This is a genomic window from Sphingobium rhizovicinum (assembly GCF_042647625.1).
In the GTDB taxonomy this organism is placed as follows: Bacteria; Pseudomonadota; Alphaproteobacteria; order Sphingomonadales; family Sphingomonadaceae; genus Sphingobium; species Sphingobium rhizovicinum.
Window position 1 is genome coordinate 854,329 of record NZ_JBHRVU010000005.1, and the last position, 26,024, is coordinate 880,352.

Below are 26,024 nucleotides of genomic sequence, written 5' to 3' on the forward strand. Positions count from 1 at the left end.
AAGTGCCGCCCTCAGAAGATTGGCACGATCCTCAGTTGGGGCGGTGGGTTGGGCGCGCCGTCGGCAAGGCTTCCGTCCCAATCCGCCCAGGTCTCCATCTTCTCAAGGGCGGCTGTGAGACGCCGCTGCGCCTCCTGCGCCTGCTCAACTCGATAAGGATAAGGCCCTTCGTTCGCTCCGGCATTCATTGCCCGATTATATGCATCCTCGGCACCTACCGGCGGCGTCGCCATCGCCCGATGGAGATCGAGGCCATAGCGCTCGGCGGCCGCCTGTAGATTGCGATAACGAACCCAGAAATGATTTTCGAAATTGAACGTCGCCAGGACTTCGCCGGCCTTTGCGCCCTTGCCACTGAGCGCTTTGAGCGCAGCGATGTCCATATCCAGATTCATACCGCCTTCCTTGGGAGTGATCTCGATCTGAACGATCCGGTCGCGATGCCCGGGTGCGCGTCCTTGAAGCTGATCGCGCCAATTTTGCATCGTAGAAATGATACCGAACAGGAAGGCACTCATTTCCTGAAGCCCGTCCTTATGCCGGATGCTCGTGTAGCGGGGACGCCACCCCTGATTATTGGCATTCGGCAGAAAGACCGGGTTCTTGGCTGGCGGCGCACCCTCGGGCGGATAGATGAGGTCGATGGCGAAAGTAGGCCAGCGCGGCATTGGACGGTCGAAAAGGTGCAGAGGAAAATTGCTGCTGACGCCGCCGTCGGTGAACCAGCAAATCCGCATCTCGAACTGGCTAGCCTCCTTGTCCTTTCCGGCATCGACGGAGGTCAAGGCTTCCGTCGCCTTGTCAAGGGACGTGGACCCAACGGCTACATCGGCAGGTGCGGCGCGTTCGTCTGCTTCGGACTCCGAATTGCGCTTGGGCAGGAAATGCTGCTCATAGAGTGGCACCGCGCAGATCAGCACCGGAAAACTCAAACTCATGCGTGCGGCGACGACGAGCGGGAGCCGCTCGGCACGCGGGAAACGATGATAGGTCATGTCGGCCAAGCTGAGCTTTTCGGGCTCGGCACCGATCATGGCCTCGACCACCTTTGAAGGGAACAGCGCCCTCATATCCGCCTCTCGGAACCAGAGCGCACCTTTGGAGAAGGGGAGTGTGCGTGGCTCCGAGTGGGAGACGTCCGTCGTGATGACCTCAAGCGAAAGCATGCGCTCGCCCTCTCCCGCAGGCGCTTCGCCCGGATAGGCGGGCGCACTCCAGAGGTCGCCGAACACCACGGGAGGTCCGTCATCCTCGCCAAGGCCGGCAAGCGCGCGTATTTCGGCGTGCATCCAGTCGGAAAGGGCCGGCTTGGCATAGCCGCGCTGTCTGGTTCCCGGGCACATGCCAAGGTGATTGGCCCGCAGCCGCTCGGCTGTTCCGATGATCGCGCCGTGAACAGCCAGCGCCACGGCGCAGGCGAGCGCAGGCAGCGCCGCAGCGCCAACCCCCGGCCAGCCGGCGACAAGATATCCAAGAAGGGCAAGAATACCCAGGACGAGAATGAAGCGAACAGGTGCGAGGCAGAGGCTGCCGACAACGATCAGCGCATACACCATCAGTTTGGAAGGCTTGGCGCTTAGCCGGGCAAGAAGCTTATAGGCTGGCCGCAACGCCGGGACTGGTTGGAACAACGAGAAGATGAAGCCCTTGCTGGAAAGATTCTTGGCAGTTGGCTCAAGTCGTTCAAGCCCACCTGAGGCTGATTGGCCAGCGGCCTTGCGTCGTTCACCGAGTGCCGCAGCAGCGGAAAGAGCCGCAGCAATGGCTCCTGCCGAAGTACCCCCGATGTTCTTGAAGCGATATCGTTTCCCGATCTCCATGACCGCGGTCGGATAGATGAGACCACTGGTGATCCCGCCCTTCATGACGAGGTCGCAATAGCGTACCTGTTCGCCCACCGTTTCGGTCATTGCAAGCGAAGCTCATGATAGAGGTCCGTACTCTCTACCCGCGACAGGAATGCCTTGTCTTTGCAGATGACCTTATTATCCGGGCCAGGGCCGCACCCCGCTTCGGCGTCGCCTCGGAGAACCCTCTTTCCCGTTTTCTCGAGCAGGCGCGTGTAGAGATCGGGAAATGGCATGTTCCAGCCGCGGTGGACCGCCTTGCCATTCTTCACTCGGCGGGCTTCCGCTTCGACGACGGGAATCATCGCGCACATTTTGGGATGGGTCATTAACTCCAGCCCGAGATCTTCGAGCGTCGCATTATGGCTCGCATGGTGCCCGACTTTATAGAAGATGGTACGGCCAAGCAGTTCGCGGGCGGTTACCGAGTGCGATCCGGCTTGAGCAGGGAACGGATAGCTCTGGTCATGCCAGGAGAGCCAGTTACCCACCTGCGCATCGGCAGCAAACAGCAGCACGTCTCCGCCGGCCTCAAGTTCGAACGCGAGGACCAAGCTCGTATTGTTCGTGTCGCTGTCGAGCTTTAGCGCCAGCGCGCCGCCTGCATCCAGCCAGTCGTCATCGACCGTGCGCCAAGCCTGCTGCTTGTCGAAATACCGGGCGCGTAGCCAGTTGCAATCGTCACCCTGCCCATCCCGCACCTCGTCTGGAGTGAGGCGATATGCGCGATCAAAAGGCCCATCGCCCCGCGATTCGAGTGCGCTGCTCAAAGCGTCCGCCATCGCGTATCGGTGCGCCAGGCCAGCCGCGAGATCACCGGCCAGATATGTCTCTGGCGCTCCCTGAGTTGGGAGATCCTTGGTAATCCGGTCCATTCTGCGGGGCGGGCCCAGCACATTGGCGCGCAGCGAGAGCGGTCCGGGCGTCGGCAAAACCTGCCCTGGCTCGAGATAATCGATGGCACCAGTCTTCTCCGCCCGGGCTATAAGTGCCGGAATGATGTCGGTGCTGCGCAGCTTGCCAGCTGTTGCACCAGTGAAATCGGCCAAGCCGGCCGTTGCCGCGCGACCACCGGGAATTTCATCGAGGCGAGCGATGACCTCCTTGGCCCCGGTGGATTTTGCCCGCAGAGCGTCCGCCTGCGGGTCACCCCGCTCTTCGGTCCAGGCGAGCCAGAGCTGCTTTATTTCGAGCGTATCGATGAGTTCACTGCGCGCATGAGAGAAACCCGAAATATGGTCCCAATGTTCATGAGTGATGACGAGCAGATCGACATAGCCGCCGACTGTCTTGCGAAGATCCTCCGCTACCGCCTTCATGAGGTCGGCTTCGCCCGGCACATGCTGGAGAACGCCGCAATCGATGAGAATATGCGCGCGGGCTGACCGCTCCGCCTTGGGATCGCCAATCGTGAGCAGGAAGCAATCGCCAAGGAGGTCACGATACATCCGAACGAGGACAGGCGGACGGCTCATGATCGTCAGCTCCTGTGGGCCAGAGCAAATGGTTCACGCGCGGCATCAACTCCGAAATAGGTGGCGGCCAGGTTCGAGTCCCTGATTGAGAGACACCATTGCCGCAGCGCTTCCAGGCGCTTGTCGTCGTCGACCCGCTTGCGGATCGTATAGCGAAGGCTGCCATCTGTAAGATCGATCACCAGCGTCGAACCGCCTCGCATCACAAAATCTGGTTTACCCATTTTGGCTTTTGGCTTTTCGGCGGCCTTCTGGTCAGCCAAGGCGAAATAACCGCCACGCTGCTGCGTGATTTCGACGAAAAGCTCACGTGTCTCCCGCCCGTTCGGGCCTGTTCGCCGAGCGATCCTGGCAGAATGAACCTCGATCGCTGGAAAGCCCTGGTCATTACGCCGAATGGAATAGGGCGCGTCACGATAGAAGCGAACGCCTAGAAGCCTTTCCCAATCCTCCGCACTATCCGGATTGCCCTCGTCAGCAATCACCAGCCATTTATGAACAGCCCGGCGGTTCTTGCGCTCCTGTTTGGCGATATCCTCGCGTCGGAACTGAGGAACGAGATCCAGGGAACTGAGCAGAGATGCAAAGCTTGCTTCTGGGAACACATGATCGGGTCCGTCCCACCGAAGGCTCTCCGGAGCCATGGACGGCCAACCGCGGTCGAAAATGCCGCGGCGGCGGAAAGCATCGGAGAGAATTACGCGGTAGCAGGCCATATCCTCAGGAATGAGGTCCATGTCAGCTGTGATGACGGCGCGAAGAAATTCGCCGAACGTAAGATCCGTGACGGGTAGGAGGTCCAGGCCACGCACACACATCCTCAACAGATGTTCGGCGGCCTTACCTGCTTCGCGCGCCAGACGATGGACAAGCTCTGTAGGAAGTTCGGCGCCGGTCGGAACCGAGTTCCCGGTGGCCAGGCGCATCAAATCACGGGTTCGGTTCTCGAAAATGGTAAGGAAACTGTCGAAGAGTGCTCCGACAAGGATCGCGCCTCGCCCATGGGGTTCGTCGGTTTTGGCATAGAGGGTCGGATCCGGCGGCGCCAGGCGGCCGGTCAGCGGATCGACCTTGCGATCCAGGCCGCTTCGCAACGACTTGCCGATCCGCGTCGCCTCACCGAACTGTCCCGCTATGTCACTCAGCAGGCTATCCATACGTAGACGCCCACCGCTCGCAGCGATCTGATGGGCAACCACGTCCGTCATGGTAAAATGCTGGAGCAATGCGATTATGTCGGCAAAAGCCTCGTGGAAAGCGAGCGTATCAATCCCGGTGGGTTCAATCGACCGACGGTGCATTCCATGAAGGATGGCGTGGGCCGTCTCATGAGCAATGATATCATGGGACAGGCACGTATAGACCCATCCACCAGGCAGACCTTGCCCCAGGTCCGAGGAGTCGCGGAAGTAGCCGAAGAGGAGCGCGGTCTTCTCTGGCGAATAATAGGCATTGGGCTCCGCCAAGGCATGCGGATAAATGCGCAGCCGCTGGATATAGGCATCGCGCTGACTGGAAAGCGATGACGCCCAAAGCACCTTTCGGCCCAATGCGTTTTCAAACCCTTTGATGGTCTTCATCGCCACGGCGAAAGCCATTTGCTGATGAAATTGCGGACTGCCTTCGTCGGGCCAAAGCCCATATTCCGGGAGCAGATCGGGATGGTTCGGGTCGATCGGCGCATAGAAAAGCCTTGCCGGCGCGTCGAAATCAACGACCTCTATATATTCGTTGGTTGGCCCAGCACCGAGGGGCGATTCGTAATTTTCCTCATAAGGAAGTGAGATGACCGCCCTGTTGATGAGCGCTGTTTCGGGTGCAAGGCTCGCCCTGGGATCGAAGGCATAGACGCGGAACCGACGAGCCGTCGGCTTGGGGTAGGAAGCCTTGCTCATCCCCTGACCAGCCTGACATGTACGGAAATACCGTTCATCCGCAGTCGCCCCCTTCGGCATGCGTCGCTGCGGTAAACCTATCATAAAATTCGCGCGGACGAAGCAGGATAGTCCAGAGCGGACCAATAAATGTCATCGCTCCTTTATGGCCGCGACAGCTGCAGCCTCTAAAGCAGCTAATCAATGGATCCAGGACAGGATCACGCACTCCTGACCACTTGCCGGCCATCACGCCATGGCAAGGATCCGTCAGTCGCCGGCCAGATAGAAATCCCGATCAGCGTTCACTCATACAGCGGAAGAGCGGTGGTCGATTTGATTTCTTGCATCGCGAATGACGAGCTAACGTCGCGCAGGTCCGCGACTTTGATCAGCTTTCTGTAAATCCGATCATAGTCGCCAATGTCGCGAGCGATCACCTTGAGCAGGTAATCAATCTCGCCACTCATCCGATAGAACTCCAGAACTTCGGGAATGCGAGCTACCCCTTCCGAAAACGCGCTCAGCCATTCGTCGCTGTGGCTCGCCGCGCGAACCGCCACCATGACGACGATTCCAAGGCCCAACTTCTCCCTGTCGAGGATCGCCACACGCCGACTGATCAGACCGCTCTCTTCAAGGCGCTTGATCCGCTTCCAGACCGGCGTACTTGACAGACCGATACGCTCCGCAATCGTCGCGACCGACATGGTGGCATCTTCCTGAAGAAGAGCGAGGAGCTTTCGATCGACCCTGTCGAGAATTATTTTCTCCATTTCGGCCAACCTATAGTCAGAACCCGTCGCTGCGCCTGCGATTTCCACCTAAAAAAGATCACATTTCCTCCCCGTCCTTCGTCATCATTCTCTCGAAAAGACGGGAGAAGATATGACAGGCCATGGCTTTCTCGTGCGATTAACCTGTCGCGAGCGGCATTTCATTCGTCCATTACTGTCCAACCCGATCGATCACGATCTGCAATTCCTGGTTCCACCTTCCTTCAGCGAGCGCATGCCAATGCGGCATCGGGGGCGAGGATTGAACATTCAGGCACGCAGAACCATCCAAGCGCCCGCGCACGCGAGATCAGGCCCTCGCGATAGCGCATAATTTTCAGCTCAGACGCAGCCACCCAACGAACGTTAGGCGGAGAGCGTCAAAATTTTGTCTTTCTGCGTCCGAAGAGGTCAGCCGGCCGCGAACTCACGCGGCTCAAACAAAAATGTTCCAAACAACGGGGGATATATGAAGCAAAAATCCGCACGCCTGGATGCCCGCGCCCGCTGCCGACTTTCCAAACTTCTTGTGAATACGACCGCCCTTGCTGCAATCGCATTTCCTATCGGTTCGGCCTGGGCGACAGATGCTCCCGAAACGTCAGACAGGTCCGACATCATCGTTACAGGAAAATATGTTTCCCAACAGGTTTTGCGGTGGGCTGATGATCGGCTCGTCAAGGTCAGAGGTTGAAGCGAGGGTCTTATCAAAACATTGGGAGGCGCGGTTCATATTGGCTTGTTCCTCCAAGGAACTAAAGCAAATGCTGCTCGCTAAAGCTGTCGGAGGTCTCTCATGGCAACGCGCGCATATTGGCAGGGTCAGATCAAGCTTGCGCTGGTGTCGATCCCGGTCGAAATCTATCCTGCAACAAAATCCGGTGCAGCGGTTTCATTTCGCCAGATTCACGAACCCACTGGCAAGCCCATCCAATATGAGAAGGTGGTCAGCGGGGTCGGCCCGGTTGATCGCGACGAGATCCTCAAGGGCTTCGAGCTGTCCAAGGGCAATTTTGTTCTGCTGGAGCAGCAGGAAATCGAAGCGATCAAAATCGAGAGCCGCAAGACGCTGGACCTTGTCCAGTTTGTCGAAGCCGATGCGATCGATGTCCTTTATTATGAAAAGCCCTATTTTGTGGTTCCGGCAGACGATCTGGCCGAAGAGGCCTATGCTATGCTGTGCTGCGCGACGCGCTGCGGCAAACCAAGAAGGTTGGCCTTGGCCAGCTCTCGGTGCGCGGCCGCGAGCAGCTTGTGTCCCTGAAACCCTGCGGCAAAGGCTTGGTGCTCGAAGTGCTGCGCTATGCCGACGAGGTGAACAAGGCGCAGAGCTATTTTAAGGGGCTGCCGGCCGATACGGTAGACGAGGATATGCTCGATCTCGCTGTCAGCATCATCGACAAGAAGACCGCGCCCTTCAGGCCGGACGAGTTTCACGACCGCTATGTCGATGCGCTCCATCGCCTGATCGAAAAGAAGAAAAAGGCTAAGGGCAAGCGGATCATCGAGGATGTCGATGACGAACCGACGGGACGCAAGGCCGGAAACGTCATCGACCTGATGGCTGCGCTGAAGAAGTCGGCCGGCGGCGCGAAAGGCGCGCCAGCGAGGAAGACGGCGGCAAAGCCGAAAGCCCCCGCGAAGAAGGCACCGCCCAAGCGCAAGAGCGCCTGATGGAACTCAATCCCGACACGCCGCTCCACCTGATCGACGGTCCGGCCCTGCTTCGTCTGGGCGTCGCGGCGATCCTTGGCCTGCTGCTCGGGCTGGACCGGGAACTGCGCGGCCATGCGGCGGGGATACGCACCCATGGGCTTATCTGCTTTACCTCCGCGCTGATGACCGTCTGCGCCATAGCCCTCAATCTCGAGTTGCGGGGACAAGGAAATATCGATCCGCTCCGCGTGTTCGAGGCTTCCGCGGCATTCACCGGTATCATAGCGGCGGGGCTGATCGTCTTCAGCAAGGGAGAAATCAAGAATCTGACGACGGCTGCGCATATCTGGCTGGCGGCAGTCATCGGCATCGCCTGCGGCGCAGCGCTATGGCCGCTGGTGGCGAGCGCGACCGCCATCGCCGTCATCATGCTGTCCCTGCTTGGCATCCTCGAACGGCGCTGGCTCGACCCGAAGGATCGGAAAGAATGATGGCCGCTAAGGATGCCCTTTCCACCTATAATGCCAAACGCGACTTCGCCCGGACCCGAGAGCCCAGGGGCAAGATCGCCAAAACCGGCGGCAACAGCTTCGTCGTGCAAAAGCATGCCGCGACCCGACTGCATTGGGACTTCCGGCTGGAGATGGACGGCGTGCTCAAAAGCTGGGCGGTGACCAGGGGGCCGAGCATCGATCCCGCCGACAAGCGGCTGGCGGTGCGGACTGAAGATCACCCGCTCGATTATGGGACGTTCGAAGGCTCCATCCCCAAGGGTGAATATGGCGGCGACACGGTCATGCTGTGGGATCGGGGCACCTGGGAGCCGATCGCGGGCAAGAGCGCGGACGATATCAAGGATGGGCATCTGCATTTCATCCTGCATGGCGAGCGGATGAAAGGCGAATGGCTGCTGGTCCGGATGAAGGGCCGACCCAAGGAGAAGCGCGAGAACTGGCTGCTGCGCAAGATCGACGACGAGGAGGCCGGGTCCGGCGACACGCTGGTCGAGCGCGGGCTGAGGAGCGTCCTCACCGACCGCTCCATGGCGCAGATCGAGGCGGACAAGGGCGGCGAGCAATCGCTTGAGGGCGCGAAGGGAAAGGCCTTTTCCGCCAAAATGCAGGCAGCCGGAAATCATAATGCGAAGATCGCCCCCAGGCGCAAGGCCCGCTCCGCCGCCCTGCCCCGCTTCGTGAAGCCCCAGCTCGCAACGCTAGTAGACGCCGTGCCAACCGGTAATGACTGGCTGCACGAGATCAAATATGACGGCTATCGCGCCTTGGTCACGGCGAGTGGGGAGAAGGTCAGGCTCTACACCCGCAACGGCCTCGACTGGACCGACAAGTTTGGATCGCTGGTAGCATCGATCGCCGCGCTGGACCTGCCGCCCTGCCTGATCGATTGCGAAGTGGTGGCGCTGGGCGATGACGGCAATCCGGATTTCTCGACACTGCAGAATGCGCTGAAGCGGGGACATGGCGAGGAAGATGCCGACCATCCGCTGCATCTGTTTGCCTTCGACCTCCTTTCGCTCGATGGGCAGGATCTGAAGAGCCTAACCACGATCGAGCGCAAGGAACGGCTAGAAGCGTTACTGGGTGATGCCGAAAGCCCGATCCATATGTCCGACCATGTCTTGGGCGCTGGCGAAACGCTGTTCCGGACGCTGTGCGACGCAGGACAGGAAGGCATCATCTCAAAACGAGCCGACGCCCCCTATCGCAACGCACGAACCCGCAACTGGGTAAAGGTCAAATGCACGAGACGACAGGAGTTCGTGATCATCGGCTGGTCGAGGAGCAAGGCGAAAGGACGTCCGTTCGCATCACTGCTGCTTGCGCAGCATGAGGCCAAGGCGCTGATCTATAAGGGCAAGGTCGGAACTGGCTTCGACAGCGCGACTATGGACAACCTCGCCGAAATGATGCGCCCCTTGGCCACTGACAAGGCGCCAGCCGACGTGCCTCGGATAGAGGCGCGCGGAGCGGCATGGATCAAGCCGAAGCTGGTCGCAGAGGTCGCCTTCGCGGAATTCACCGGCGACGGGCGCGTCCGCCATGGCAGTTTCCTGGGCCTGCGGGCCGACAAGCCGGCAAAGACGGTAAAGCCCGAAAAGCCGGCGCCCGCCCCTTTCCCAGACGGCAGCATCAAGATCAGCAACCGCGAGCGGGTCATCTTCCCGGATAGCGGCCAGACCAAGGGCGACCTCGCCGACTATTATGCCCTTGTCGCCCCGCTGATGCTGCCCTTCGCCGCCAACCGACCGATCAGCCTCGTCCGCTGCCCTCAAGGCCGCGCGAAGCAATGCTTCTTCCAGAGGCATGACAGCGGCGCGCTTGGTGACGCCGTTCGACGGATCCTGATCCGGGAAAAGAATGGCGGGTCAGAAGACTATATTTATGTCGAGGACGCCGACGGCCTCTTCGCCTGCGTCCAGATGGGAACGATCGAGTTTCATGGCTGGGCGAGCCGCGCGGACGCGGTGGAGAAACCAGACCGGATGATCTTTGATCTCGATCCCGATGAGGGGCTCGATTTCGACATCGTGAAGCAGGCGGCGGCAGACATACGCGATCATCTGACCGATATTGGCGTCGTCTCCCTCGCCATGCTCTCGGGCGGCAAGGGCGTGCATGTCGTCGTTCCGCTGACGCCGGGCCATGACTGGGACATGCACAAGGATTTCGCCTCCCGCTTCGCACAGGCGCTGAGCGCGGCAGAGCCCGAGCGCTTCACCGCGACGATGAGCAAGGCCAAGCGCAAGGACCGCATCTTTATCGACTGGCTGCGCAACCAGCGCGGCAGCACCGCGATCCTGCCCTATTCCGCCCGCGCCCGCCCGGGCGCCCCGGTCGCTGTACCGATCGAGTGGAGTGAACTCGCGGCCATGAAGAATGCCCACCCCTTTTCAATCGATGACGTCGAAGCGCTGCTGAAACGGGCGACCAAACTCAAAGGCTGGGGCTTCGCGGCTCAGAGCCTGCCGGAAATCTAGAAAGGAAGGCTCCGTGAAAACAGCCATTGTCACCGGAGGCGCGCAGGGCATCGGTAGGGGCATTGCGCAGGCCCTGCTGGCGCAAAGCTGGCGCGTCGCCGTCATCGACCAGGATGCCGAGGCCGTTCGCGACCTAACCACGGAGATGCCTTCTTCCCATCTCATCGTGATCCGCGCCGATGTCGCCAGCGAGAAGGATGTTGAAAAAGCGTTCCAGAAAATCGCAACATGGCAGGAGGGTAGCGGCGAACAGGACGGTATCGATTTGCTGGTGTCCAACGCCGGCATCGCTAATCCATCGAGCGGACCGATCGAACAGCTGGATCTCAAGAGATGGCAGTCATGGCAGGACAGTCATGTCACCGGCGCCTTTCTGATGGTCCGCAATGCGGTATCCCTACTGCGCCTGCGCAAGGGCGCGATCGTCATGATGGCATCGACCCGCGCATTGCAGTCGGAGCCACATACGGAAGCCTATGCCGCTGCAAAGGGCGCGATCTGCGCCATGACCCATGCGTTGGCGATCAGCCTTGGCCCCGACATCCGGGTCAATGCGATCCTGCCGGGATGGATCGAGACAAGGCCATGGGCGAAAGCGGAGACCAGAGAGACTGTGGAGCACCGCGATATTGACAGGGAGCAACATCCGGCCGGCCGCGTCGGTGAACCCTGCGACATCGCTGCGACCGTTTTGTTCCTCGCCTCGGACGGAGCGAAATTCATCACAGGTCAGCAGATAACCGTCGATGGCGGCATGACTCGCAAGATGATCTATGCCCACTGATTTTATCGTCTGGTTACGCGCATCGATCAGCACGCCGGATCGATCGGCATTTCCATGATGGCCACATCGCCTAAAAAGAATGAGGCCCCGCCGGGGGGATGGCGGGGCCTCTATGGGAGCCGGACGGATCGAGCGGGGGGCAAAATTATCAGTCCGACACCTTCAATAACCTACGGCAAGCGTTGCAGTTCCCGCAAATAACGCCCTAATTTTCCATCAACTCTGTTTCTGGCCTACTGGCCCGATCATGGCCGGGCTGAATTGCCACACCCGGCCCGATCAATCACCAGTCGTCAGGCGGGCGAGCGCAGCATGGATATGAGCCCGACGCTCGATATCTCTGGTGACTTCCAGCATCGCCCCGAGGCTGGCTCGCGCCTTGTCAACTTCGCGATGGACGAGTTGAAGACAAGCAAATTCCCACCAGCCCGCGCCATGGTCCGGTGCCATCACTGTCATGCGCTCGTACAGCGCCCTGGCGCGGAGCGTATCGCCCGCCTGCTCTGCACGGCTGACCTGATTGAGGAGCAGGCGCACAAGAGTCATGCGGTTCGACATGGGGGCGACGTGCGTCTCGCTCGGCCAGCCGCCTGCGTCCGACACCTGTTCGAGCAAGGCCAGCAGTTGTTCCGGCAGCACAAGCCGACCGCCGTTGAACGGATCGATCAGCGTCGGGGCATCCGTTGGGCCTATGCTCACCAGCGCATGGCTGGGCGTCTTGAGCGCGTCCGCGCGCCAGCCCATTCGGCGGGCAGCTGCCACGTACAGGATGGAGAGGCTGACCGGCAAACCGCGGCGTCGATCGAGAACCCGGATCATGTCTGCATTAAGCGGCGCATCATAGCTGTCGCTATCGCCGACGAAACCCAGTTGTTCGCCAATCACCTTTGCGATCAACGCCCCCTGCCCTTCCCCGGATGCCAGATCTGTTGCGACGCGCTGTTTGCGAGCAGCCTCGACCGCGTCGCTGATCTGGCGCAGCTGTTCCAGATAGAGTTCGATATCCTGGCCTGCATGATCGAGCGAACTTAGCGCCAGCGCAGCGCTATCCAGCTTGATGTCACGGCTCAAGGGTCAGATACCCGCCATGGTCAAAGCAATTACATGATCGCTTCAATTCACAGATCCGGCGGCTGTATTGTCAGCATTGATGTTGTCAGCGCCTGTCTGGCCTGTCTCAAAGAACCCGAAGCCGACGGCAATGAACAACAGGATCGCCACCAGGATCAGGCTGATCACCAATATGTTTCGCGTCATTCGGGTTGGCGAGCCGCTGCGCGCTTCTGTCGTAGACATGTGCGTTACAACTTCACCATCTTCCTTTTCCTTATGCATCATCATTCTCCTCTCTGATCAGAACCGCCGTCAGGATGCTCTGTTCCGCGCGGGAAAAGTGTGCTGATCTGCATCAATCCGTCGGAACACGGGCCTGCGCGCATGGTTCTGCCGTACAAGCCGCAACAGTGCCGGCATCTGGAGGATCACGCATGCCCAGACATGAAACCGATCAGCGCAACATCAAGGCATGGAGCGATCAGGATTTGGTCGAGGCTTTCCTGCTGATAGCTGAGGCCAACCACAAGTCCCCCCTCGATCAGGCCGTTCTTGGCGAGATGAACCGCCGAGCGTCAGGCGGACATCATGATGCTGCGACCTCGACCGAGCGCCGCCGCCTATGGGATTATGGCCGGAGCCGCTAGGCGCAGCGTCATTGCCGCAACCATTTGAGCAGGCGGCGCATTCTTTCCTTATTCCCATTCGCGCAGGAGAGCATCCTTGCCCAATATACCTATGGGCTTCAGGCCCTTTTTGCATCCCTTGCATGGCCTGCTCCTCGCTTTTCCTGTGGCGCTGTTCACGTTCGCGCTATTCACCGACATCGCTTATCTTCAGACCGCTGAAATCCAGTGGACCAATTTCTCCTCCTGGCTGATCGTTGGCGCTCTGCTGGGTGGCGCTCTGGTGCTGATCTGGAGCATCATTCTCGCAGTTGTCGCCTGGCGTCTGGCGCATCGGCAGCCATCGTTGATCTACGCCGTGTTGATCGCGATCATGTGGATTGCGGGTCTGGTGAACGCGTTCCAACATAGTCAGGACGGCTGGAGTTCGGTTGGCGTTACCGGTCTCATCCTGTCGATCATCAGCGCGGCCCTTGCCCTGACGGCCAGTTGGGTCGCTCACCGCACCGTTCGGGAGATGGCACGATGAGCATCGCGCCGACGCGCAGCCTTTGCGCTGCCCTTATCACCCTCGCGCTCGCCGGATGTGGCAGCAGTCAGCCCGGGCTTGACCAGACCGGCGCCAATCCCGACCTTCCGGGGCAGCGCCAGACGCTTGTGCCGCCGATCAGAATCGCGACGCCCGAGGGCTGGGATGGTGAAAGCCCGACCGCGCCACAGGGCTTCACCGTGACCGCACTGGCAACCGGCCTCCAGATACCGCGCCAGACGCTTGTCCTGCCCAATGGCGACATTCTCGTAGCAGAAGGGTCAGGCGGCGGCGCACCGCCAATGCGCCCCAAGGATGTTATCGCAGGCTATATCAAGAGCATGGGCAAAACGCCGGTAAAGGGTGGCAATCGCATCACGCTGCTGCGCGATGCCGATGGCGATGGCAAGGCGGAGATGCGCACCACCTTCATCGACGGCCTCAACGCGCCCTATGGCCTCGCCTTCGTGGACGGCAGCCTCTACGTCGCCAATCAGGATGCCCTGCTGCGTTTCCCCTATCGCGACGGCATAACACGGATCCAGACGCCCGGTCAGGAAGTCACTAAGCTACCGTCTCGCCTCAATCATCACTGGACCAAGGCGCTGACGGCCAGCGCGGACGGCACGAAACTCTATGTCGGCATTGGCTCGAACAGCAATGTGGGCGAGCGCGGGATGGCGGTCGAAGAGGATCGCGCCGTCATCTGGGAAATCGACCGCGCGACCGGCGCTCATCGCACCTATGCCAGCGGCATCCGCAATCCTACTGCGCTTGCCATAAATCCGCAGACGCAGACGCTCTGGTCGGTCGTGAACGAGCGGGATGAGCTTGGGCCGCAGCTAGTGCCGGACTATCTGACATCCGTGCGCCCCGGCGCCTTCTACGGCTGGCCCTACAGCTATTGGGGCAACAATATCGATCCGCGCGTCCATCCCCAGAACCCGAAGATGGTCGAAAAGGCGATCCGCCCAGACTATGCTCTGGGCTCCCATGTCGCCGCCCTCGGTCTAAGTTTCATGACCGGCGCCGGCCTTGGCCCGTCCTTCACACAGGGCGCTTTCGTCGGGCAACATGGCAGCTGGAACCGACAGGATTTATCGGGCTATAAGGTCGTCTGGGTGCCGTTCGCCAATGGTCGCCCAGCGGGCAAGCCCATCGATTTCCTGACCGGCTTCATCAAGGATGGGCACGCACGCGGCCGCCCGGTCGGGGTGACCTATGATCCGTCGCGCGGCAGCCTCATCGTCGCAGACGACCTGTCGAACACGGTCTGGCGGGTCGCGCCCGCCCACGCCAAGCCCGCCCGATGACCCCAGCCCTGCGCTGGCGCGGGCCAGTCGAGATCAGCGCCAACCCTGAATGGCAGCAAATGGCAATCTATGCCGTTGCCGTTGCCTTCGTCCTCATCATCCTTTTCAACATCCCTTTCATCGGCCGCATCTTGCGCACTTTGTTCTCGATCGGTTTGCTGGCGCTCTGTCTCTTCTTTCTGTTCCAGCAGGCGCCGTTCGATCCGACGCTCTCCCGGATCAGGGCACGACTCGGCCTCGATGACCAGCGCGTGACCGGCAAAGATGTGCGCATCGCCATGAGTCCCGATGGCCATTTCTGGGCACGGGTGTCGATCAATGGAGTCGAGCGCCGCATGCTGATCGACAGCGGCGCGACCATCTCGGCCATATCCGAGGAGACTGCAACCCAAGCGAATGTCGTCAAAGGAACCAGCTTGGTGCCGGTCATTCTTCAGACCGCCAATGGCGCAGTGCGGGCTGAAACTGGTTCGATCGACCGCCTCGCCGTCGGCTCCATACAAGCGCGCAACCTCAAGACGGTCATCTCCCCGGCGCTCGGCCCGGTCGACATACTGGGCATGAACTTTCTGTCCCAACTCGCCTCCTGGCGCGTCGAAGGCAGAATTTTGATCCTCGTTCCCACATCGCCCTGATCGCGCAGCATGACGGAGCGCAAACCGCCGTGGCGCGTTGAACATATTCGACGTGAAAGAGATATGATGCTACGCCGATTTCTGATTGCTGGTTCGATCCTTGCCCTGTCCCTGCCACTCGTCGCCTGCGACATCGTCACGACCCAGAACAGAACGGCCTCTACGGGTCAGGCGGAGTGGACGGACGGCAATCTGCGCCAGCTGCGCGAGGCAATTGATCGCCGCGCCCAGCACGGGCTCGATCATCTCACTTTCGAGGCCAAGGGGGACGGACCGGATGCGCAGACGGATCTCGCGCTGCGCTACGCCGCAACCCTGGCGCATGGCGCGAGCGACCCCACCAAGCTCTACGACATTTACACCGTCCCGCGCCCGAACCTTGATCTGCGCGCGGGTCTGACCAAGGCGATGGCGGACGGCAAGCTGTCCGACTGGCTGGAAAGCCTTGCGCCGCAGAGCGAGGAATATCGCGCACTCTCCAAAGCCTATGTGGCGCTGAGCCGGCAGGCGGACGCGCCCGCTACGGCTATCCCCGCCACAAGCAAAGCAATCGAGCCGGGACAGAGCGATGGCCGCATTCCCGCCATCGCGCGACAATTGGTCGCGTCCGACTATCTCGACAAGGGGCAGGCGGGCGGCGAGCGCTACAGCGAGCCGATGGTGCGCGCGATCAAACGGATGCAGCAGGACTTCGGCATCAAGCCTGACGGTTCGATCGGCAGTCAGGCGCTGGAAATCCTGAACCTGTCCGATGCCGATCGCGCGCGCGCCATCGCCGTCGCCATGGAGCGCACGCGCTGGCTCGATCGCAATCCGCCCGCCACGCGGATCGACGTCAATCTCGCCGCCGCGCGCCTCAGCTACTGGCGCGAAGGCAAGCTCGCCAATGTCCGCAAGGTCGTGGTCGGGGATCCTGACACCGAAACCCCGCAGCTTGGATCACCCATTTATCGGCTGGTGGCGAACCCGACCTGGACGGTGCCCCGCTCGATCGAACGCAAGGAGATCGCCGGCAAGGGCGCGGCCTATCTGCGGCGCAATAATATGGTCCGCAAGGATGGATGGATCGTCCAGCAACCCGGACCCAAAAATTCGCTCGGTCTCGTCAAGTTCGACATGAAGAACGAGCATCAGATTTATCTGCACGATACCCCAGCGAAGCAGTTATTTGCAGAGGTGCAGCGTCAGCGCAGCCATGGCTGCGTCCGGGTCGAGGATGCAGAGGGCTTTGCCGCAATGCTGGCGCAGGACGCGGGCATTACGGATCAATGGAACAAGGCCCGCGCAACAGGGAAGGAGAGCTTCGTGCCCCTACCCCGCGAGATACCGGTTCGCCTGCTGTACCAGACCGTGCTGTTCGACGATCAGGGCGAACCGGTGGTGCGCGCCGATCCCTATGGCTGGAACGACAGGGTCTCGGTCGCGCTCGGCTTCAAGGCCGGCAGCGGCGCGCGCCTGCGCGGATCAGGGGGCGACATCGGCCCCTGACACTCGACCTAATTGCCATTCCAGCGGCGGACTGGTCCGGTATCGACATGGACGAACCCGTCATCCGGATAATAGCCGACACCTCCCGCCTTCAGGGACAGCGCCGCTTTCTGAAGATTGGCGAGGCGGACATCCCGAAGCTGGATGTCCACTGCCTTCCCCCGCATATGCTGGCTCTTCGACGCAACACCATGGCTGCCGCGATGCAGCCGGGCGTTGGTTTTCGGTGAGCGATAGCCGGAGATCAGCGTGAAAAAAGCCCGCTTATCTGCGCCGGTCGCCGCATGCAGTTGCACCAGCGTATCGAACAGATCGGTGTCCATGCGGGTTACTTCCCCGGTGCGCCAGTCGCGCAGGAAATGATTGAGTTCCGCAATCCCCGAAGCCCGCAAACGTCCGCCCGAAAAATAGCAGACGTCGACCTTCTCCCCGTTGTGCGCATTGCGAAACAACAGGCGCCGCTCCGGCAGAGCGGCCCATGTGGTGGCAGGAAAAAGCTGCGTTGCACCACAAGCAGCGGCGCCCAGCAGCACCGCCCGTCTATCCATCAACATGTAAGTCGTTCGTCCCGAAATCGTGTCAGGGAGATAAAGCCGCACCCGCGCGTTACTTATCTCACTGAGAGATAGGGTGCATTTTCCGAATGAAAAGATGGGTTCCATGGCACTGTCTGATTTTGGCCACCGCTGGCCTTATGCAGTCGGCAGCCGGAGCGCAGATGCCGAACCCAGCCGCAACGCAAGCTAACGCTTTCAGGGCGACCAACATTGATCCATCCATATTTCGCGTTCAGGTCCAGTTGGACCGGGCGGGCTTTGGCCCAGGGGTCATCGACGGGCGCAAGGGGCGCTTCTTCACGGCAGCGGTGAAGGGCTATCAGGCTGCGCAAGGCCTGACACAATCGGGCGAGCTTGATGGTGCGACACGGGCCGCCCTCGACAAGGATAATGCCCCTGCGCTCATGACCATGGTGCTGAAGGATGAAGCCCTCGCGGCCGACTTCACGCCCGACATTCCTGCAAAGATCGTCGACCAGGCCGCCCTGCCCAATTTGGGCTACCGCGATATTGTGGAACGGTTTGCCGAGCGCTTCCATACGACGCCGCACGTTCTGCTCGCGCTCAATCCCGCACTCAAGGCGCCGCAGGCCGGTATGGAACTGCGACTGCCAAGCCTGATCCCTGCCCATCGGGCCTATGGCAACAGCCTGTCGCCCCAATGGCGCGATACGCTCGCGACACTAAACATCAGCGCGCGACAGCCCCAGGCCGCGAAGATCCTCGTCGACAAGTCCGAAAGCCTGCTCAAGGTTTTTGACGCTCAGGACCGTCTCGTCGCGCAATTTCCCGCGACGACCGGAAGCGATCATGACCCCCTGCCGATCGGCCAATGGGCCATTGAGGCCATCGCCTTCCTGCCGACCTATCATTATAATCCGGACCTGTTCTGGGATGCCGCCGAGGGTGACGGAAAAGCGGTGTTGCAGCCCGGTCCCAACAATCCCGTCGGCGTAGTGTGGATCGACCTCGGCAAGCCCCATTTTGGCATTCATGGTACGCCCGAACCATCGCGGATCGGACGCTCGCAAAGCCATGGCTGCGTTCGCCTGAGCAATTGGGATGCGGCGCGTCTGGCACAGATGACCAGTACTTCAACGCAGGTCATTTTTCAGGAATGAAAATTCGTTAGTGTTTCTCGTCCGCTGCCTCGCTGTCACCCCGCATCTGACCATGCGCCAACACCGCGAAGAGACCGGTGCCTCCGATGATGTTCCCGGCAAGCGCTGGGAGAAGAAAGTCGAGCAGCATGTCCGCAACGGTCATGGAACCGTTCAGCCAGAGAAAGGCAGTCTGCGAAAAGCCGGTCACGACATGGCTGAAGCCACCAAGCGCTATGACATAGGTCAATAAAGAGATTACCCAGAATTCACTGCCTTTTGCATTGGGCAGGAGCCAGGCGATGGACGCCATCAGGAAGCCGGCCGGAATACCCAGAGTCAGCGTCTTGAAGCCCTCCTGCGCGGGTAGTTTTTGCAGGATGTCGATCGCGATGAGCCTTTGCTCATGCGTGATGATGATCTCTCCCGCCATCAGCGCAACTACGATCAACACACCGATGAGGTTTGCGGTCAATACGACAGACCATAGCCTTGCAAGCCGCGCCAGCCCCGCAATGCTGGGCCGTGCGGCCACGGGGAGCACGGCAGTTACCGTACTCTCGGTAAAAAGCTGTAGCCGTCCCAAGATGACGATCACATAGCCGACAGGATAGCCCAGCAGATAAACAAGCTCAGCCCAGCGCTCATCGGGCAGGCGCATGCGAAGATAGAGTTCAGCCAGCAGCGATATGGTGATGGCGAGACCGGCCGCGAGGCCAGAGAGCATCAACGCGACGACCGGCCTTGCCAGTTCCTCCTCGCCCTGGAGCCGCACAGCCTCATGCACCACCATGTGCGAACTGGCCTGCCGCCGCCGGACCTCCTGCGCTTCATCGGGCGACAGCGCGTCATCCGGTGCGCTGGGATCGTCCGCCAGTGGCTGAACTTGATCGGATGTCATTGGCTATGGCCCCGACGAAACCGAGAAGCGGGGCCGGGTCGAACCTTGTTCCGCTTCCTCATCCGCTCAGGCGGCCAGTGCCAACAGCCCTGACACATCAGGTCGCGTTGGCTGACGGTTCTGAATTTTGTCGAGATAAGCAAAGATGCTGACAACGGCATCTTCTTCATTGTCAAAATCGCCGCGCGCGGTTTCGAGCACCCCACCAATCATCAAGGCGTCCAACGCCATGCGCGCTCGGGCCACGCGGCTTTTGACCGTGCCAATGGCGACCCCTGTGATTTCAGCGGTTTCTTCGTAGGAGATTCCACCGGCCCCGACGAGGATCAACGCTTCGCGCTGCGGCTCCGGCAACTGCATAAGCGCACGCATGAGGTCACGCAGTTCAATGCTGGTATCCTGCGAAGCGGGCGCGGCCAGAACACGGTCTGCCACCAGGTCATCCCATTCCCCAGTGAAGCGGCGGCGACGTGTCAGGCTGAAATAATGATTGCGCAGAATCGTGAACGTCCATGCACGGAAATTCGTGCCAGCGACATAGCGTTGCCGAGCAGCCCAGGTCTTCATCATCGTTTCCTGGACAAGGTCGTCCGCCAGATCGTGGTTTCCACAAAGGCTGCGGGCGAAGGCGCGTAACTGTGGGATAACCCTGGTCAATTCTGCTTTGAAGGCGACATCGGAAAGACGGGCAGGCTCAGCCTGCGATGCGATGGTGTCCGACATATAATCCCCTTTAAAACTATTCGAGAAGAAGAACATTTCGATAGGGTATCGGTTCCGGCGCCCACGTCGCCCCCATTTTCGATTGCCCGTCTGTTGCGCCGCAGAAATGTTTGAACCTCCCGACAATTGACGGGTTGGAAGAGAATATAACGCAGGGAAACGACAGGGGATTATCACACCAAATGGCGCGGATGCTGCTTCTGACCATGCTGGTCGCTGCTCTGACCGGCTGTAATGCGGAGCAATCGACGCTGGCAGTGTTTGGCGCCGATGCGCGCGCAATCCGGCACATCGCGATCATTCTGACGTCAGGCGCGATCCTCATCCTGGCAATCACCGTCGCCCTCTATGTTCGGGCCGTCCGTGCGTCCGAGCATAGTTTCAGCCATGAACAGGGCATGCGCATGATCCTCTGGGTCGGGGCGATCGGGCCGACGCTCATTCTGACTGCGCTGCTGCTTTACGCTTTGCCTGCCATGCGTCCCCGCCCGGCCGATCCGGGCGATCTGGTAATCCGGGTGGAAGGCGAGCAATTCTGGTGGCGGGTTGCCTATTGGCCGTCCGATAATGCTCCACCATTGTCTTCGGCCAACGAAATTCGCGTACCCGTCGGCCGGACGGTCGTATTCGAACTGATGGCCAAAGACGTGATCCACAGCTTCTGGATACCCGGCCTTGCCGGCAAGATGGACATGATCCCCGGCCGCACCAACCGGCTAGTGGTGAAGGCGGAGAAGCCGGGACGCTATCGTGGCGTATGCGCGGAATTTTGCGGCCTCAGTCATGCGCTGATGGCGTTCGACGTGATCGCGATGGAACCGGCCCCCTTCGATAAATGGCTGGCCGATGCCCGCGCCGTCGTCCCGCTGCCTGCCATCGCTACGCCTGGCCGCGCCCTGTTCGACGCGCAGGGATGCGGCGCTTGCCACACGATCCGTGGCACGCCCCATGTCGGCACCATCGGTCCCGACCTCAGCCGCTTTGGCGAGCGGCTGACCTTGGGCGCAGGCATATTGCCGCCAACCATCGACAATATTGCCGCGTTCATCCGCACGCCGCAACAGGCCAAGCCCGGCGTGCGAATGCCCGCTTATCCGCAACTCAGCCAAGAGGATGCCCGCGCTATCGCTCATTATCTGAAGGGCATGAAATGAGCCTGCACGATCAGGACGATCCCGCGCTCCGCGCTGCGCAGGAGGAGAGGCTGCGAGCCGTCTGGGCGCCACCCAAGGGGTTTTTCCTGCGCTGGACCGACTGCAACAATAACAGGGTCGGCGTCTGGTATGTGCTGACGGCCTTCGGCTTCATGCTGTTTGCGGGCGTGCTGGCGCTGATCATGCGCACGCAACTGGCCGTGCCCGACAACGACTTGGTGAGCGCAGGGACGTTCAACCAGCTCTTCACGCTGCACGGCTCGATGATGATGTTCCTCTTCGCCGTGCCGATGTTCGAGGCGGTGTCGATCATCCTGTTGCCGCAGTTGCTGGGCGCGCGCGACCTGCCCTTTCCGCGCCTCTCGGCCTTTGGCTACTGGTCCTTCCTGCTCGGCGGGGTGTTCGTCGGCGGCTCCATCTTCTTCAACGCCGCGCCTGATGGCGGATGGTTCATGTACCCGCCGCTCACCACGCGAACGGACCTGAGCGGCCTTGGCGCAGACATCTGGATGCTGGGCCTGTCCTTCATCGAGGTGTCCTCGGTCGCCGCTGCCGTCGAGTTGATCGTGGGCGTCCTCAAATGCCGACCGCCGGGCATGCGGCTCAATCTCATGCCGCTCTATGCCTGGTACATATTGGTCGTGGCGGTGATGATCCTGTTCGCCTTCCCGCCGCTGATCGCGGGCGACATATTGTTCGAAATGGAGCGGCTGCTGAACTGGCCTTTCTTCGACGCGAGCCGGGGTGGTGATCCGTTGCTGTGGCAGCATCTGTTCTGGATATTCGGCCACCCGGAAGTCTATATCGTCTTCCTGCCCTCTATCGCGCTGTTCGCCATGCTAGTGCCGACCTTCTCCAACCGGCATCTGCTGGGCTATCCCTGGATCGTGCTGGCGGCGGTGGGCACGGCCTTCCTGTCCTTTGGCCTGTGGGTCCACCACATGTTCACGACCGGCTTGCCCAAGATCAGCCTCGCCTTCTTTTCCGCTGCGTCCGAAGCCGTGGCGATCCCGACGGCGGTGCAGATATTCGCGTTCATCGCGACGCTTTGGGCGGGCCGCGTCACCTGGTCCACGCCTCTGCTCTATGCGACGGGCAGCCTCGCCATCTTCGTCATCGGCGGCCTGACCGGCGTGATGGTCGCCGTCGCGCCCTTCGACTGGCAGGCGCACGACACCTATTTCATCGTCGCCCATCTCCATTATGTGCTGATCGGCGGCACGTTGTTGCCGCTGTTTGCGGGTCTCTATTATTATTGGCCGCTGATTACAGGCAAGAAGCTCTCCGACCGGCTCGGCCGCATCGCCTTCTGGATGCTGTTCGTCGGCGCGAACCTCACTTTCTTCCCGATGCATTTTTCGGGGCTGATGGGCATGCCGCGCCGGGTCTTCACCTATCCGGCTGAACTGGGGCTTGGCGGGCTCAACATGGCCTCGACTCTTGGAGCGTGGCTGTTCGCCGCCGGCGTAGCCGTGATCTGCGTGGACCTCGCGCTCTCGCCGCGCCGGCCAAAGGCGCAGCGCAATCCCTGGGGCGCCGGGACGCTCGAATGGCTGGCCCATCCCGATGACGAGGATTGGGGTATACGCTCGGTCCCACTGATCGAAAGTCGCTACCCGATCTGGGACCAGAAGGATTTCGTGCAGAAGGTCGATGAAGGCCGATTCTTCCTGCCCGATGCGGAAGAAGGAAGGCGCGAAACGATCGTGACGACCGTGCTGGACGCCCGACCGCTGGCGGTGATCCGCCTCGGCACGCCCAGCGTCATCCCAATCCTGACCGCGTTGGCGCTGGGCGGCGTGTTCATCCTGACGACCTATCATCTTTATTGGGCGGCGCTCGCCTGCGCCGTGGCGACGCTCGCTTGCACGCTCTGGTGGCTATGGACCGGGACGGCCGAAATCCCGGAAAAACCATGCAAGCCGATCGGCCATGGGATCGAACTGCCGCTCTACATGTCCGGTCCCGCTGCGCCCGGATGGTGGGCGATGTTCATCACCATGATGGCCGACGCGACCGCCTTTTCCGGCCTCGTCTTCGGCTATTATTTCTTCTGGACCCGTCATGCGGATTTCCCACCTGTGGCACAAGCGGACGGGCCGGGCATATTCTGGCCGATGGCGGCGCTGGCGCTCGGGCTGGCGAGCTGGCTCGCCACCATCGCCGCGCGCGAAGTCCACGCACGCGGTGGCGTCGGGATCGCGCGCCTGCTGCTGGTGCTGGGCATAGCCGTAAGCCTCGCAGGCATCGCTACGGGCCTGGCCGGACCATGGACGCATGGCATGAACCCGGAAAGCCACAGCTATCCCGCAATCGTGTGGACGCTCGTCATCTGGACCGTGGCCCATGCTGGCGTCGCCGCGATCATGCAGAGCTATGCCCTGGCCCGCAGCATGGCAGGCAAGATGGACCCACAGCATGACGCAGACATTCGCAACGTCACGGTCTACATGCACTTCTTCGCGCTGACTGCGGTAGTGGCCTATGCGACCATCGGCCTGTTCCCGGTGCTGTCATGAGCGCCAAACCATGAGGGATCGACGGCCCCACTGGTCCGAGCGGCTGAAGGTCACGCTCTGGACGCTGATCGTCCCGCCGACCATCTGGGCGGGGCATTTCCTCTTCTCCTATCTCTGGGCATCCATATCCTGCGCCAAGGTCGGTGCGTTCGCGACCTTCCCTACCTTGTTCGTCGCTGGCACCGTCCTTGCCCTGATCCTGATCGCCCTGTCCGGCTGGATCGCCTGGAACCAGGGTCGGATGCCCGGTGGCCGCGCGCCACATGAGGATTCGACCGATATCGACCGGCTGCGCTTCCTGGCGAAATCGACGCTGTTGCTGGCGGGCCTCAGCTTCGTTGCGGTGCTCTTCACCGCCTTGCCTGTCATCTATCTGCGAGACTGCCTATGAAGCGGACGAGCCTTATCTCTGGCCTCCTGCTGCTGCCATTGGGCTGGATCGCCAGCGCCATGGGCATGACCGGTCATATGGTTGGCCATATGATGACCGTCGCCATCGCCGCGCCGCTGATCGCCCACGGCCTGTCGAACACACGCGTCGATCCAGCAGCGTGCTGGCCGCGCATAGTCTCTCCCATGGCGATGATGCTGGTCGAACTCGCTACGGTCTGGTTCTGGCACCTGCCCGGCCTGCGCGCCGCCGCCCATAGTTCATGGCTGGTCATGGCGATTGAACAAGCCTGCTTCCTCGTGGCCGGCCTGCTCCTCTGGTCATCGGTCCTTCATGCGCCGCAGCGCATCGCCGGCATTGGCGCGCTGCTTCTTACCTCCATGCACATGACCCTGCTGGGCGCGCTGATCGGTCTCGCCCCTCGCCCGCTCTACACCCATCACGACACAAATTTCGGCCTCGATGCCCTTGCCGACCAGCAGTTTGGCGGCGTGGTCATGCTCGTCATCGGTGGCGCCAGCTACATGATCGGCGGGTTGGTCCTGCTGGCCGGACTGCTCAGGGCGAGGGAGGACGAACCGGCATGATCATTCGCATCACCTGGAAGCGCGCGATCATCGCTGTCTCCTTACTGTTTGCGGCGGGGATGTTGTTCGCCTGGTCTGGCGCGATGCAGGTGTCGGCGTCTTCGGGCCACTGGAAGGTAACCGACTGGTTCCTCCATTGGGTAATGCGCAATTCGGTGCGGACCTATTCCACATTTCAGACACCCGAAGGCAAGGCGCCCAAGCGCGATCTCGTCAGCGCAGCCGGTCATTTTCGGCAGGCTTGCCAGGTCTGCCATGGGGCTCCGGGCGTGAAGCCCTCCCCGGTCATGCAGGCATCGACACCCCCAGCCCCGGACCTGTCGGTCACCGCAAAAGAATGGAGTGATCGCCAACTCTTCTGGATCATCCGCCACGGCGTCAAATTTACCGCCATGCCGGCCTGGCCGGTGGAGGATCGCGATGACGAGGTCTGGCGGATGGTCGGCTTCGTGCGGCGCTTGCCCGGTATGACATCAGAGCAATATCGCGCACTGACGCAGGAAGCCGTGCCAGCCGACCTTCCGGGCACGCGCCCCGGCACGCTGACCGCATGCGCTTCCTGTCACGGCAGCGACGGACGCGGGCGTGGGCAGCGCGATATTCCATTGCTGGGTGGGCAAAAGCCAGCCTCGCTCCTTGCGGCCTTGCGCGACTATGCGGCCGGGACTCGCAAAAGCGCACCGATGCAGGTGGCCGCAGCCGCACTCACTCAGGAGGAGATGAAGAGGTTGGCAGCACATTTCGCAGCGATGCCGGGGCTGGAACAGCGACCGATGCCGACCTTGCCCATCATTGCGAAGGGCGATCCTGCCCGCCAGCTGCCGGCCTGCGGCAATTGTCATGCGCCGGGCAAGGACGCGCCTGTTCTGTCCGGTCAACGAAGCAGTTATCTCGCTGCACGTCTGCGCCATTGGCAGGGCGACCCGACCGTGGTCGATGCGCGCAAACCTCCCCATGGCATGGCGGTCATCGCGCGCCGCATTCCGCCGGATCAGATCGATGCGATCGCTGCCGCCTTTGCTGAACCGTGAAATTGCCCGA

24 protein-coding genes and 1 pseudogene are annotated in these 26,024 nt (G+C 61.1%); 16 read left to right on the forward strand and 9 right to left on the reverse strand.

Features of this window, described 5'->3' with window-relative positions; all coding sequences use genetic code 11:
- Window positions 1-11: 11 nt before the first annotated feature.
- From ACFOKF_RS22555 to ACFOKF_RS22570, 4 genes are all read right to left on the reverse strand, one after another.
- Window positions 12-1,910 (reverse strand): hypothetical protein, encoded by a 1,899-nt coding sequence (locus tag ACFOKF_RS22555; protein WP_380798846.1) that lies wholly within the window; start codon window positions 1,908-1,910, stop codon window positions 12-14.
- Complete coding sequence (locus tag ACFOKF_RS22560) at window positions 1,907-3,322, reverse strand: MBL fold metallo-hydrolase (RefSeq protein WP_380798848.1); 1,416 nt, start codon at window positions 3,320-3,322, stop codon at window positions 1,907-1,909. The genes ACFOKF_RS22555 and ACFOKF_RS22560 overlap by 4 nt, the downstream gene beginning before the upstream one ends.
- A gap of 5 nt (window positions 3,323-3,327) precedes the next feature.
- On the reverse strand, window positions 3,328-5,217 hold the full coding sequence (locus tag ACFOKF_RS22565) for a hypothetical protein (RefSeq protein ID WP_380798850.1): 1,890 nt from the start codon (window positions 5,215-5,217) through the stop codon (window positions 3,328-3,330).
- A gap of 284 nt (window positions 5,218-5,501) precedes the next feature.
- Window positions 5,502-5,972: an Lrp/AsnC family transcriptional regulator gene (locus tag ACFOKF_RS22570; RefSeq protein ID WP_380799331.1), complete on the reverse strand. Its 471-nt coding sequence runs from the start codon at window positions 5,970-5,972 to the stop codon at window positions 5,502-5,504.
- Window positions 5,973-6,441: 469 nt separating this feature from the next.
- Here ACFOKF_RS22570 and ACFOKF_RS22575 point away from each other — a divergent pair, with 469 nt between their 5' ends.
- The 5 genes and pseudogenes from ACFOKF_RS22575 to ACFOKF_RS22595 all read left to right on the forward strand — a co-directional run bounded on the left by ACFOKF_RS22575 (window position 6,442) and on the right by ACFOKF_RS22595 (window position 11,407).
- A complete protein-coding gene (locus ACFOKF_RS22575) occupies window positions 6,442-6,666 on the forward strand; it encodes a hypothetical protein (protein ID WP_380798851.1) in 225 nt (74 codons plus the stop codon).
- A 102-nt stretch (window positions 6,667-6,768) separates the two neighbouring features.
- A pseudogene (gene ku / locus ACFOKF_RS22580) lies at window positions 6,769-7,646 on the forward strand (non-homologous end joining protein Ku).
- Window positions 7,646-8,119 (forward strand): MgtC/SapB family protein, encoded by a 474-nt coding sequence (locus ACFOKF_RS22585; protein ID WP_380798852.1) that lies wholly within the window; start codon window positions 7,646-7,648, stop codon window positions 8,117-8,119. Before ku ends, ACFOKF_RS22585 begins: the two are co-directional and overlap by 1 nt.
- Entirely contained in the window at window positions 8,116-10,623 is a 2,508-nt protein-coding gene (gene ligD / locus ACFOKF_RS22590) for a DNA ligase D (RefSeq protein WP_380798853.1), read from the forward strand. The genes ACFOKF_RS22585 and ligD overlap by 4 nt, the downstream gene beginning before the upstream one ends.
- A 13-nt stretch (window positions 10,624-10,636) precedes the next feature.
- Window positions 10,637-11,407 carry an SDR family oxidoreductase gene (locus ACFOKF_RS22595; protein ID WP_380798854.1) on the forward strand — a complete coding sequence of 257 codons (771 nt, stop codon included), beginning with the start codon at window positions 10,637-10,639 and terminating at the stop codon, window positions 11,405-11,407.
- A 279-nt stretch (window positions 11,408-11,686) separates the two neighbouring features.
- On the opposite strand, the gene ACFOKF_RS22600 is transcribed toward ACFOKF_RS22595, so the two are convergent.
- Window positions 11,687-12,478, reverse strand: coding sequence for a transglutaminase family protein (locus tag ACFOKF_RS22600; RefSeq protein WP_380798855.1), 792 nt, complete (start codon window positions 12,476-12,478; stop codon window positions 11,687-11,689).
- 42 nt (window positions 12,479-12,520) lie between these two features.
- Window positions 12,521-12,748 carry a hypothetical protein gene (locus ACFOKF_RS22605; protein WP_380798857.1) on the reverse strand — a complete coding sequence of 76 codons (228 nt, stop codon included), beginning with the start codon at window positions 12,746-12,748 and terminating at the stop codon, window positions 12,521-12,523.
- 146 nt (window positions 12,749-12,894) lie between these two features.
- Between ACFOKF_RS22605 and ACFOKF_RS22610 the strand changes: the two genes are divergently transcribed.
- From ACFOKF_RS22610 to ACFOKF_RS22630, 5 genes are all read left to right on the forward strand, one after another.
- Window positions 12,895-13,107, forward strand: a complete 213-nt coding sequence (locus ACFOKF_RS22610) for a hypothetical protein (RefSeq protein WP_380798859.1) — start codon at window positions 12,895-12,897, stop codon at window positions 13,105-13,107.
- 118 nt (window positions 13,108-13,225) lie between these two features.
- The gene (locus tag ACFOKF_RS22615) at window positions 13,226-13,615 is read left to right on the forward strand and encodes a DUF2231 domain-containing protein (protein WP_380798860.1); all 390 of its coding nucleotides are present in this window, start codon (window positions 13,226-13,228) and stop codon (window positions 13,613-13,615) included.
- Window positions 13,612-14,928: a PQQ-dependent sugar dehydrogenase gene (locus tag ACFOKF_RS22620; RefSeq protein WP_380798861.1), complete on the forward strand. Its 1,317-nt coding sequence runs from the start codon at window positions 13,612-13,614 to the stop codon at window positions 14,926-14,928. The genes ACFOKF_RS22615 and ACFOKF_RS22620 overlap by 4 nt, the downstream gene beginning before the upstream one ends.
- Window positions 14,925-15,563 (forward strand): retropepsin-like aspartic protease family protein, encoded by a 639-nt coding sequence (locus ACFOKF_RS22625; RefSeq protein WP_380798863.1) that lies wholly within the window; start codon window positions 14,925-14,927, stop codon window positions 15,561-15,563. The genes ACFOKF_RS22620 and ACFOKF_RS22625 overlap by 4 nt, the downstream gene beginning before the upstream one ends.
- A gap of 63 nt (window positions 15,564-15,626) precedes the next feature.
- Window positions 15,627-17,051: a L,D-transpeptidase family protein gene (locus tag ACFOKF_RS22630; protein WP_380798864.1), complete on the forward strand. Its 1,425-nt coding sequence runs from the start codon at window positions 15,627-15,629 to the stop codon at window positions 17,049-17,051.
- Window positions 17,052-17,059: 8 nt separating this feature from the next.
- Here the strand turns inward: ACFOKF_RS22630 and ACFOKF_RS22635 are convergent, their stop codons facing one another.
- Window positions 17,060-17,713 carry a DUF882 domain-containing protein gene (locus tag ACFOKF_RS22635; RefSeq protein ID WP_380798865.1) on the reverse strand — a complete coding sequence of 218 codons (654 nt, stop codon included), beginning with the start codon at window positions 17,711-17,713 and terminating at the stop codon, window positions 17,060-17,062.
- A gap of 56 nt (window positions 17,714-17,769) precedes the next feature.
- On the opposite strand from ACFOKF_RS22635, the gene ACFOKF_RS22640 reads away from it, so the two are divergent.
- Window positions 17,770-18,729, forward strand: coding sequence for a L,D-transpeptidase family protein (locus ACFOKF_RS22640; protein ID WP_380798866.1), 960 nt, complete (start codon window positions 17,770-17,772; stop codon window positions 18,727-18,729).
- 7 nt (window positions 18,730-18,736) lie between these two features.
- Here the strand turns inward: ACFOKF_RS22640 and ACFOKF_RS22645 are convergent, their stop codons facing one another.
- Together ACFOKF_RS22645 and ACFOKF_RS22650 are read right to left on the reverse strand one after the other, a co-directional pair.
- Entirely contained in the window at window positions 18,737-19,609 is an 873-nt protein-coding gene (locus ACFOKF_RS22645) for a formate/nitrite transporter family protein (protein WP_380798636.1), read from the reverse strand.
- A gap of 66 nt (window positions 19,610-19,675) precedes the next feature.
- Window positions 19,676-20,332 carry a sigma-70 family RNA polymerase sigma factor gene (locus ACFOKF_RS22650; protein WP_380798635.1) on the reverse strand — a complete coding sequence of 219 codons (657 nt, stop codon included), beginning with the start codon at window positions 20,330-20,332 and terminating at the stop codon, window positions 19,676-19,678.
- A gap of 182 nt (window positions 20,333-20,514) precedes the next feature.
- Here ACFOKF_RS22650 and coxB point away from each other — a divergent pair, with 182 nt between their 5' ends.
- The 5 genes from coxB to ACFOKF_RS22675 are packed head-to-tail and all read left to right on the forward strand — an operon-like array spanning window position 20,515 to window position 26,014.
- Window positions 20,515-21,486, forward strand: a complete 972-nt coding sequence (gene coxB / locus ACFOKF_RS22655; protein ID WP_380798634.1) for a cytochrome c oxidase subunit II — start codon at window positions 20,515-20,517, stop codon at window positions 21,484-21,486.
- Entirely contained in the window at window positions 21,483-24,005 is a 2,523-nt protein-coding gene (gene ctaD, locus ACFOKF_RS22660) for a cytochrome c oxidase subunit I (protein ID WP_380798632.1), read from the forward strand. Before coxB ends, ctaD begins: the two co-directional genes overlap by 4 nt.
- Before the next feature lie 10 nt (window positions 24,006-24,015).
- Window positions 24,016-24,396, forward strand: a complete 381-nt coding sequence (locus ACFOKF_RS22665; protein ID WP_380798631.1) for a hypothetical protein — start codon at window positions 24,016-24,018, stop codon at window positions 24,394-24,396.
- Window positions 24,393-24,983 carry a cytochrome c oxidase assembly protein gene (locus tag ACFOKF_RS22670; protein WP_380798629.1) on the forward strand — a complete coding sequence of 197 codons (591 nt, stop codon included), beginning with the start codon at window positions 24,393-24,395 and terminating at the stop codon, window positions 24,981-24,983. Before ACFOKF_RS22665 ends, ACFOKF_RS22670 begins: the two co-directional genes overlap by 4 nt.
- Entirely contained in the window at window positions 24,980-26,014 is a 1,035-nt protein-coding gene (locus ACFOKF_RS22675) for a c-type cytochrome (RefSeq protein WP_380798627.1), read from the forward strand. The genes ACFOKF_RS22670 and ACFOKF_RS22675 overlap by 4 nt, the downstream gene beginning before the upstream one ends.
- Window positions 26,015-26,024: the final 10 nt, after the last annotated feature.

Excerpts from the sequence above, each read along its gene's own strand:
- ACFOKF_RS22555 (WP_380798846.1), bottom strand. The coding sequence starts at position 1,910 with ATGACCGAAACGGTGGGCGAACAGGTACGCTATTGCGACCTCGTCATG.
- ACFOKF_RS22560 (WP_380798848.1), bottom strand. The coding sequence starts at position 3,322 with ATGAGCCGTCCGCCTGTCCTCGTTCGGATGTATCGTGACCTCCTTGGC.
- ACFOKF_RS22565 (WP_380798850.1), bottom strand. The coding sequence starts at position 5,217 with ATGAGCAAGGCTTCCTACCCCAAGCCGACGGCTCGTCGGTTCCGCGTC.
- ACFOKF_RS22570 (WP_380799331.1), bottom strand. The coding sequence starts at position 5,972 with ATGGAGAAAATAATTCTCGACAGGGTCGATCGAAAGCTCCTCGCTCTT.
- ACFOKF_RS22575 (WP_380798851.1), top strand. The coding sequence starts at position 6,442 with ATGAAGCAAAAATCCGCACGCCTGGATGCCCGCGCCCGCTGCCGACTT.
- ACFOKF_RS22585 (WP_380798852.1), top strand. The coding sequence starts at position 7,646 with ATGGAACTCAATCCCGACACGCCGCTCCACCTGATCGACGGTCCGGCC.
- ligD (WP_380798853.1), top strand. The coding sequence starts at position 8,116 with ATGATGGCCGCTAAGGATGCCCTTTCCACCTATAATGCCAAACGCGAC.
- ACFOKF_RS22605 (WP_380798857.1), bottom strand. The coding sequence starts at position 12,748 with ATGATGATGCATAAGGAAAAGGAAGATGGTGAAGTTGTAACGCACATG.
- ACFOKF_RS22610 (WP_380798859.1), top strand. The coding sequence starts at position 12,895 with ATGCCCAGACATGAAACCGATCAGCGCAACATCAAGGCATGGAGCGAT.
- ACFOKF_RS22620 (WP_380798861.1), top strand. The coding sequence starts at position 13,612 with ATGAGCATCGCGCCGACGCGCAGCCTTTGCGCTGCCCTTATCACCCTC.
- ACFOKF_RS22625 (WP_380798863.1), top strand. The coding sequence starts at position 14,925 with ATGACCCCAGCCCTGCGCTGGCGCGGGCCAGTCGAGATCAGCGCCAAC.
- ACFOKF_RS22630 (WP_380798864.1), top strand. The coding sequence starts at position 15,627 with ATGATGCTACGCCGATTTCTGATTGCTGGTTCGATCCTTGCCCTGTCC.
- ACFOKF_RS22635 (WP_380798865.1), bottom strand. The coding sequence starts at position 17,713 with ATGGAACCCATCTTTTCATTCGGAAAATGCACCCTATCTCTCAGTGAG.
- ACFOKF_RS22640 (WP_380798866.1), top strand. The coding sequence starts at position 17,770 with ATGCCGAACCCAGCCGCAACGCAAGCTAACGCTTTCAGGGCGACCAAC.
- ACFOKF_RS22645 (WP_380798636.1), bottom strand. The coding sequence starts at position 19,609 with ATGACATCCGATCAAGTTCAGCCACTGGCGGACGATCCCAGCGCACCG.
- ACFOKF_RS22650 (WP_380798635.1), bottom strand. The coding sequence starts at position 20,332 with ATGTCGGACACCATCGCATCGCAGGCTGAGCCTGCCCGTCTTTCCGAT.
- coxB (WP_380798634.1), top strand. The coding sequence starts at position 20,515 with ATGGCGCGGATGCTGCTTCTGACCATGCTGGTCGCTGCTCTGACCGGC.
- ctaD (WP_380798632.1), top strand. The coding sequence starts at position 21,483 with ATGAGCCTGCACGATCAGGACGATCCCGCGCTCCGCGCTGCGCAGGAG.
- ACFOKF_RS22665 (WP_380798631.1), top strand. The coding sequence starts at position 24,016 with ATGAGGGATCGACGGCCCCACTGGTCCGAGCGGCTGAAGGTCACGCTC.
- ACFOKF_RS22670 (WP_380798629.1), top strand. The coding sequence starts at position 24,393 with ATGAAGCGGACGAGCCTTATCTCTGGCCTCCTGCTGCTGCCATTGGGC.
- ACFOKF_RS22675 (WP_380798627.1), top strand. The coding sequence starts at position 24,980 with ATGATCATTCGCATCACCTGGAAGCGCGCGATCATCGCTGTCTCCTTA.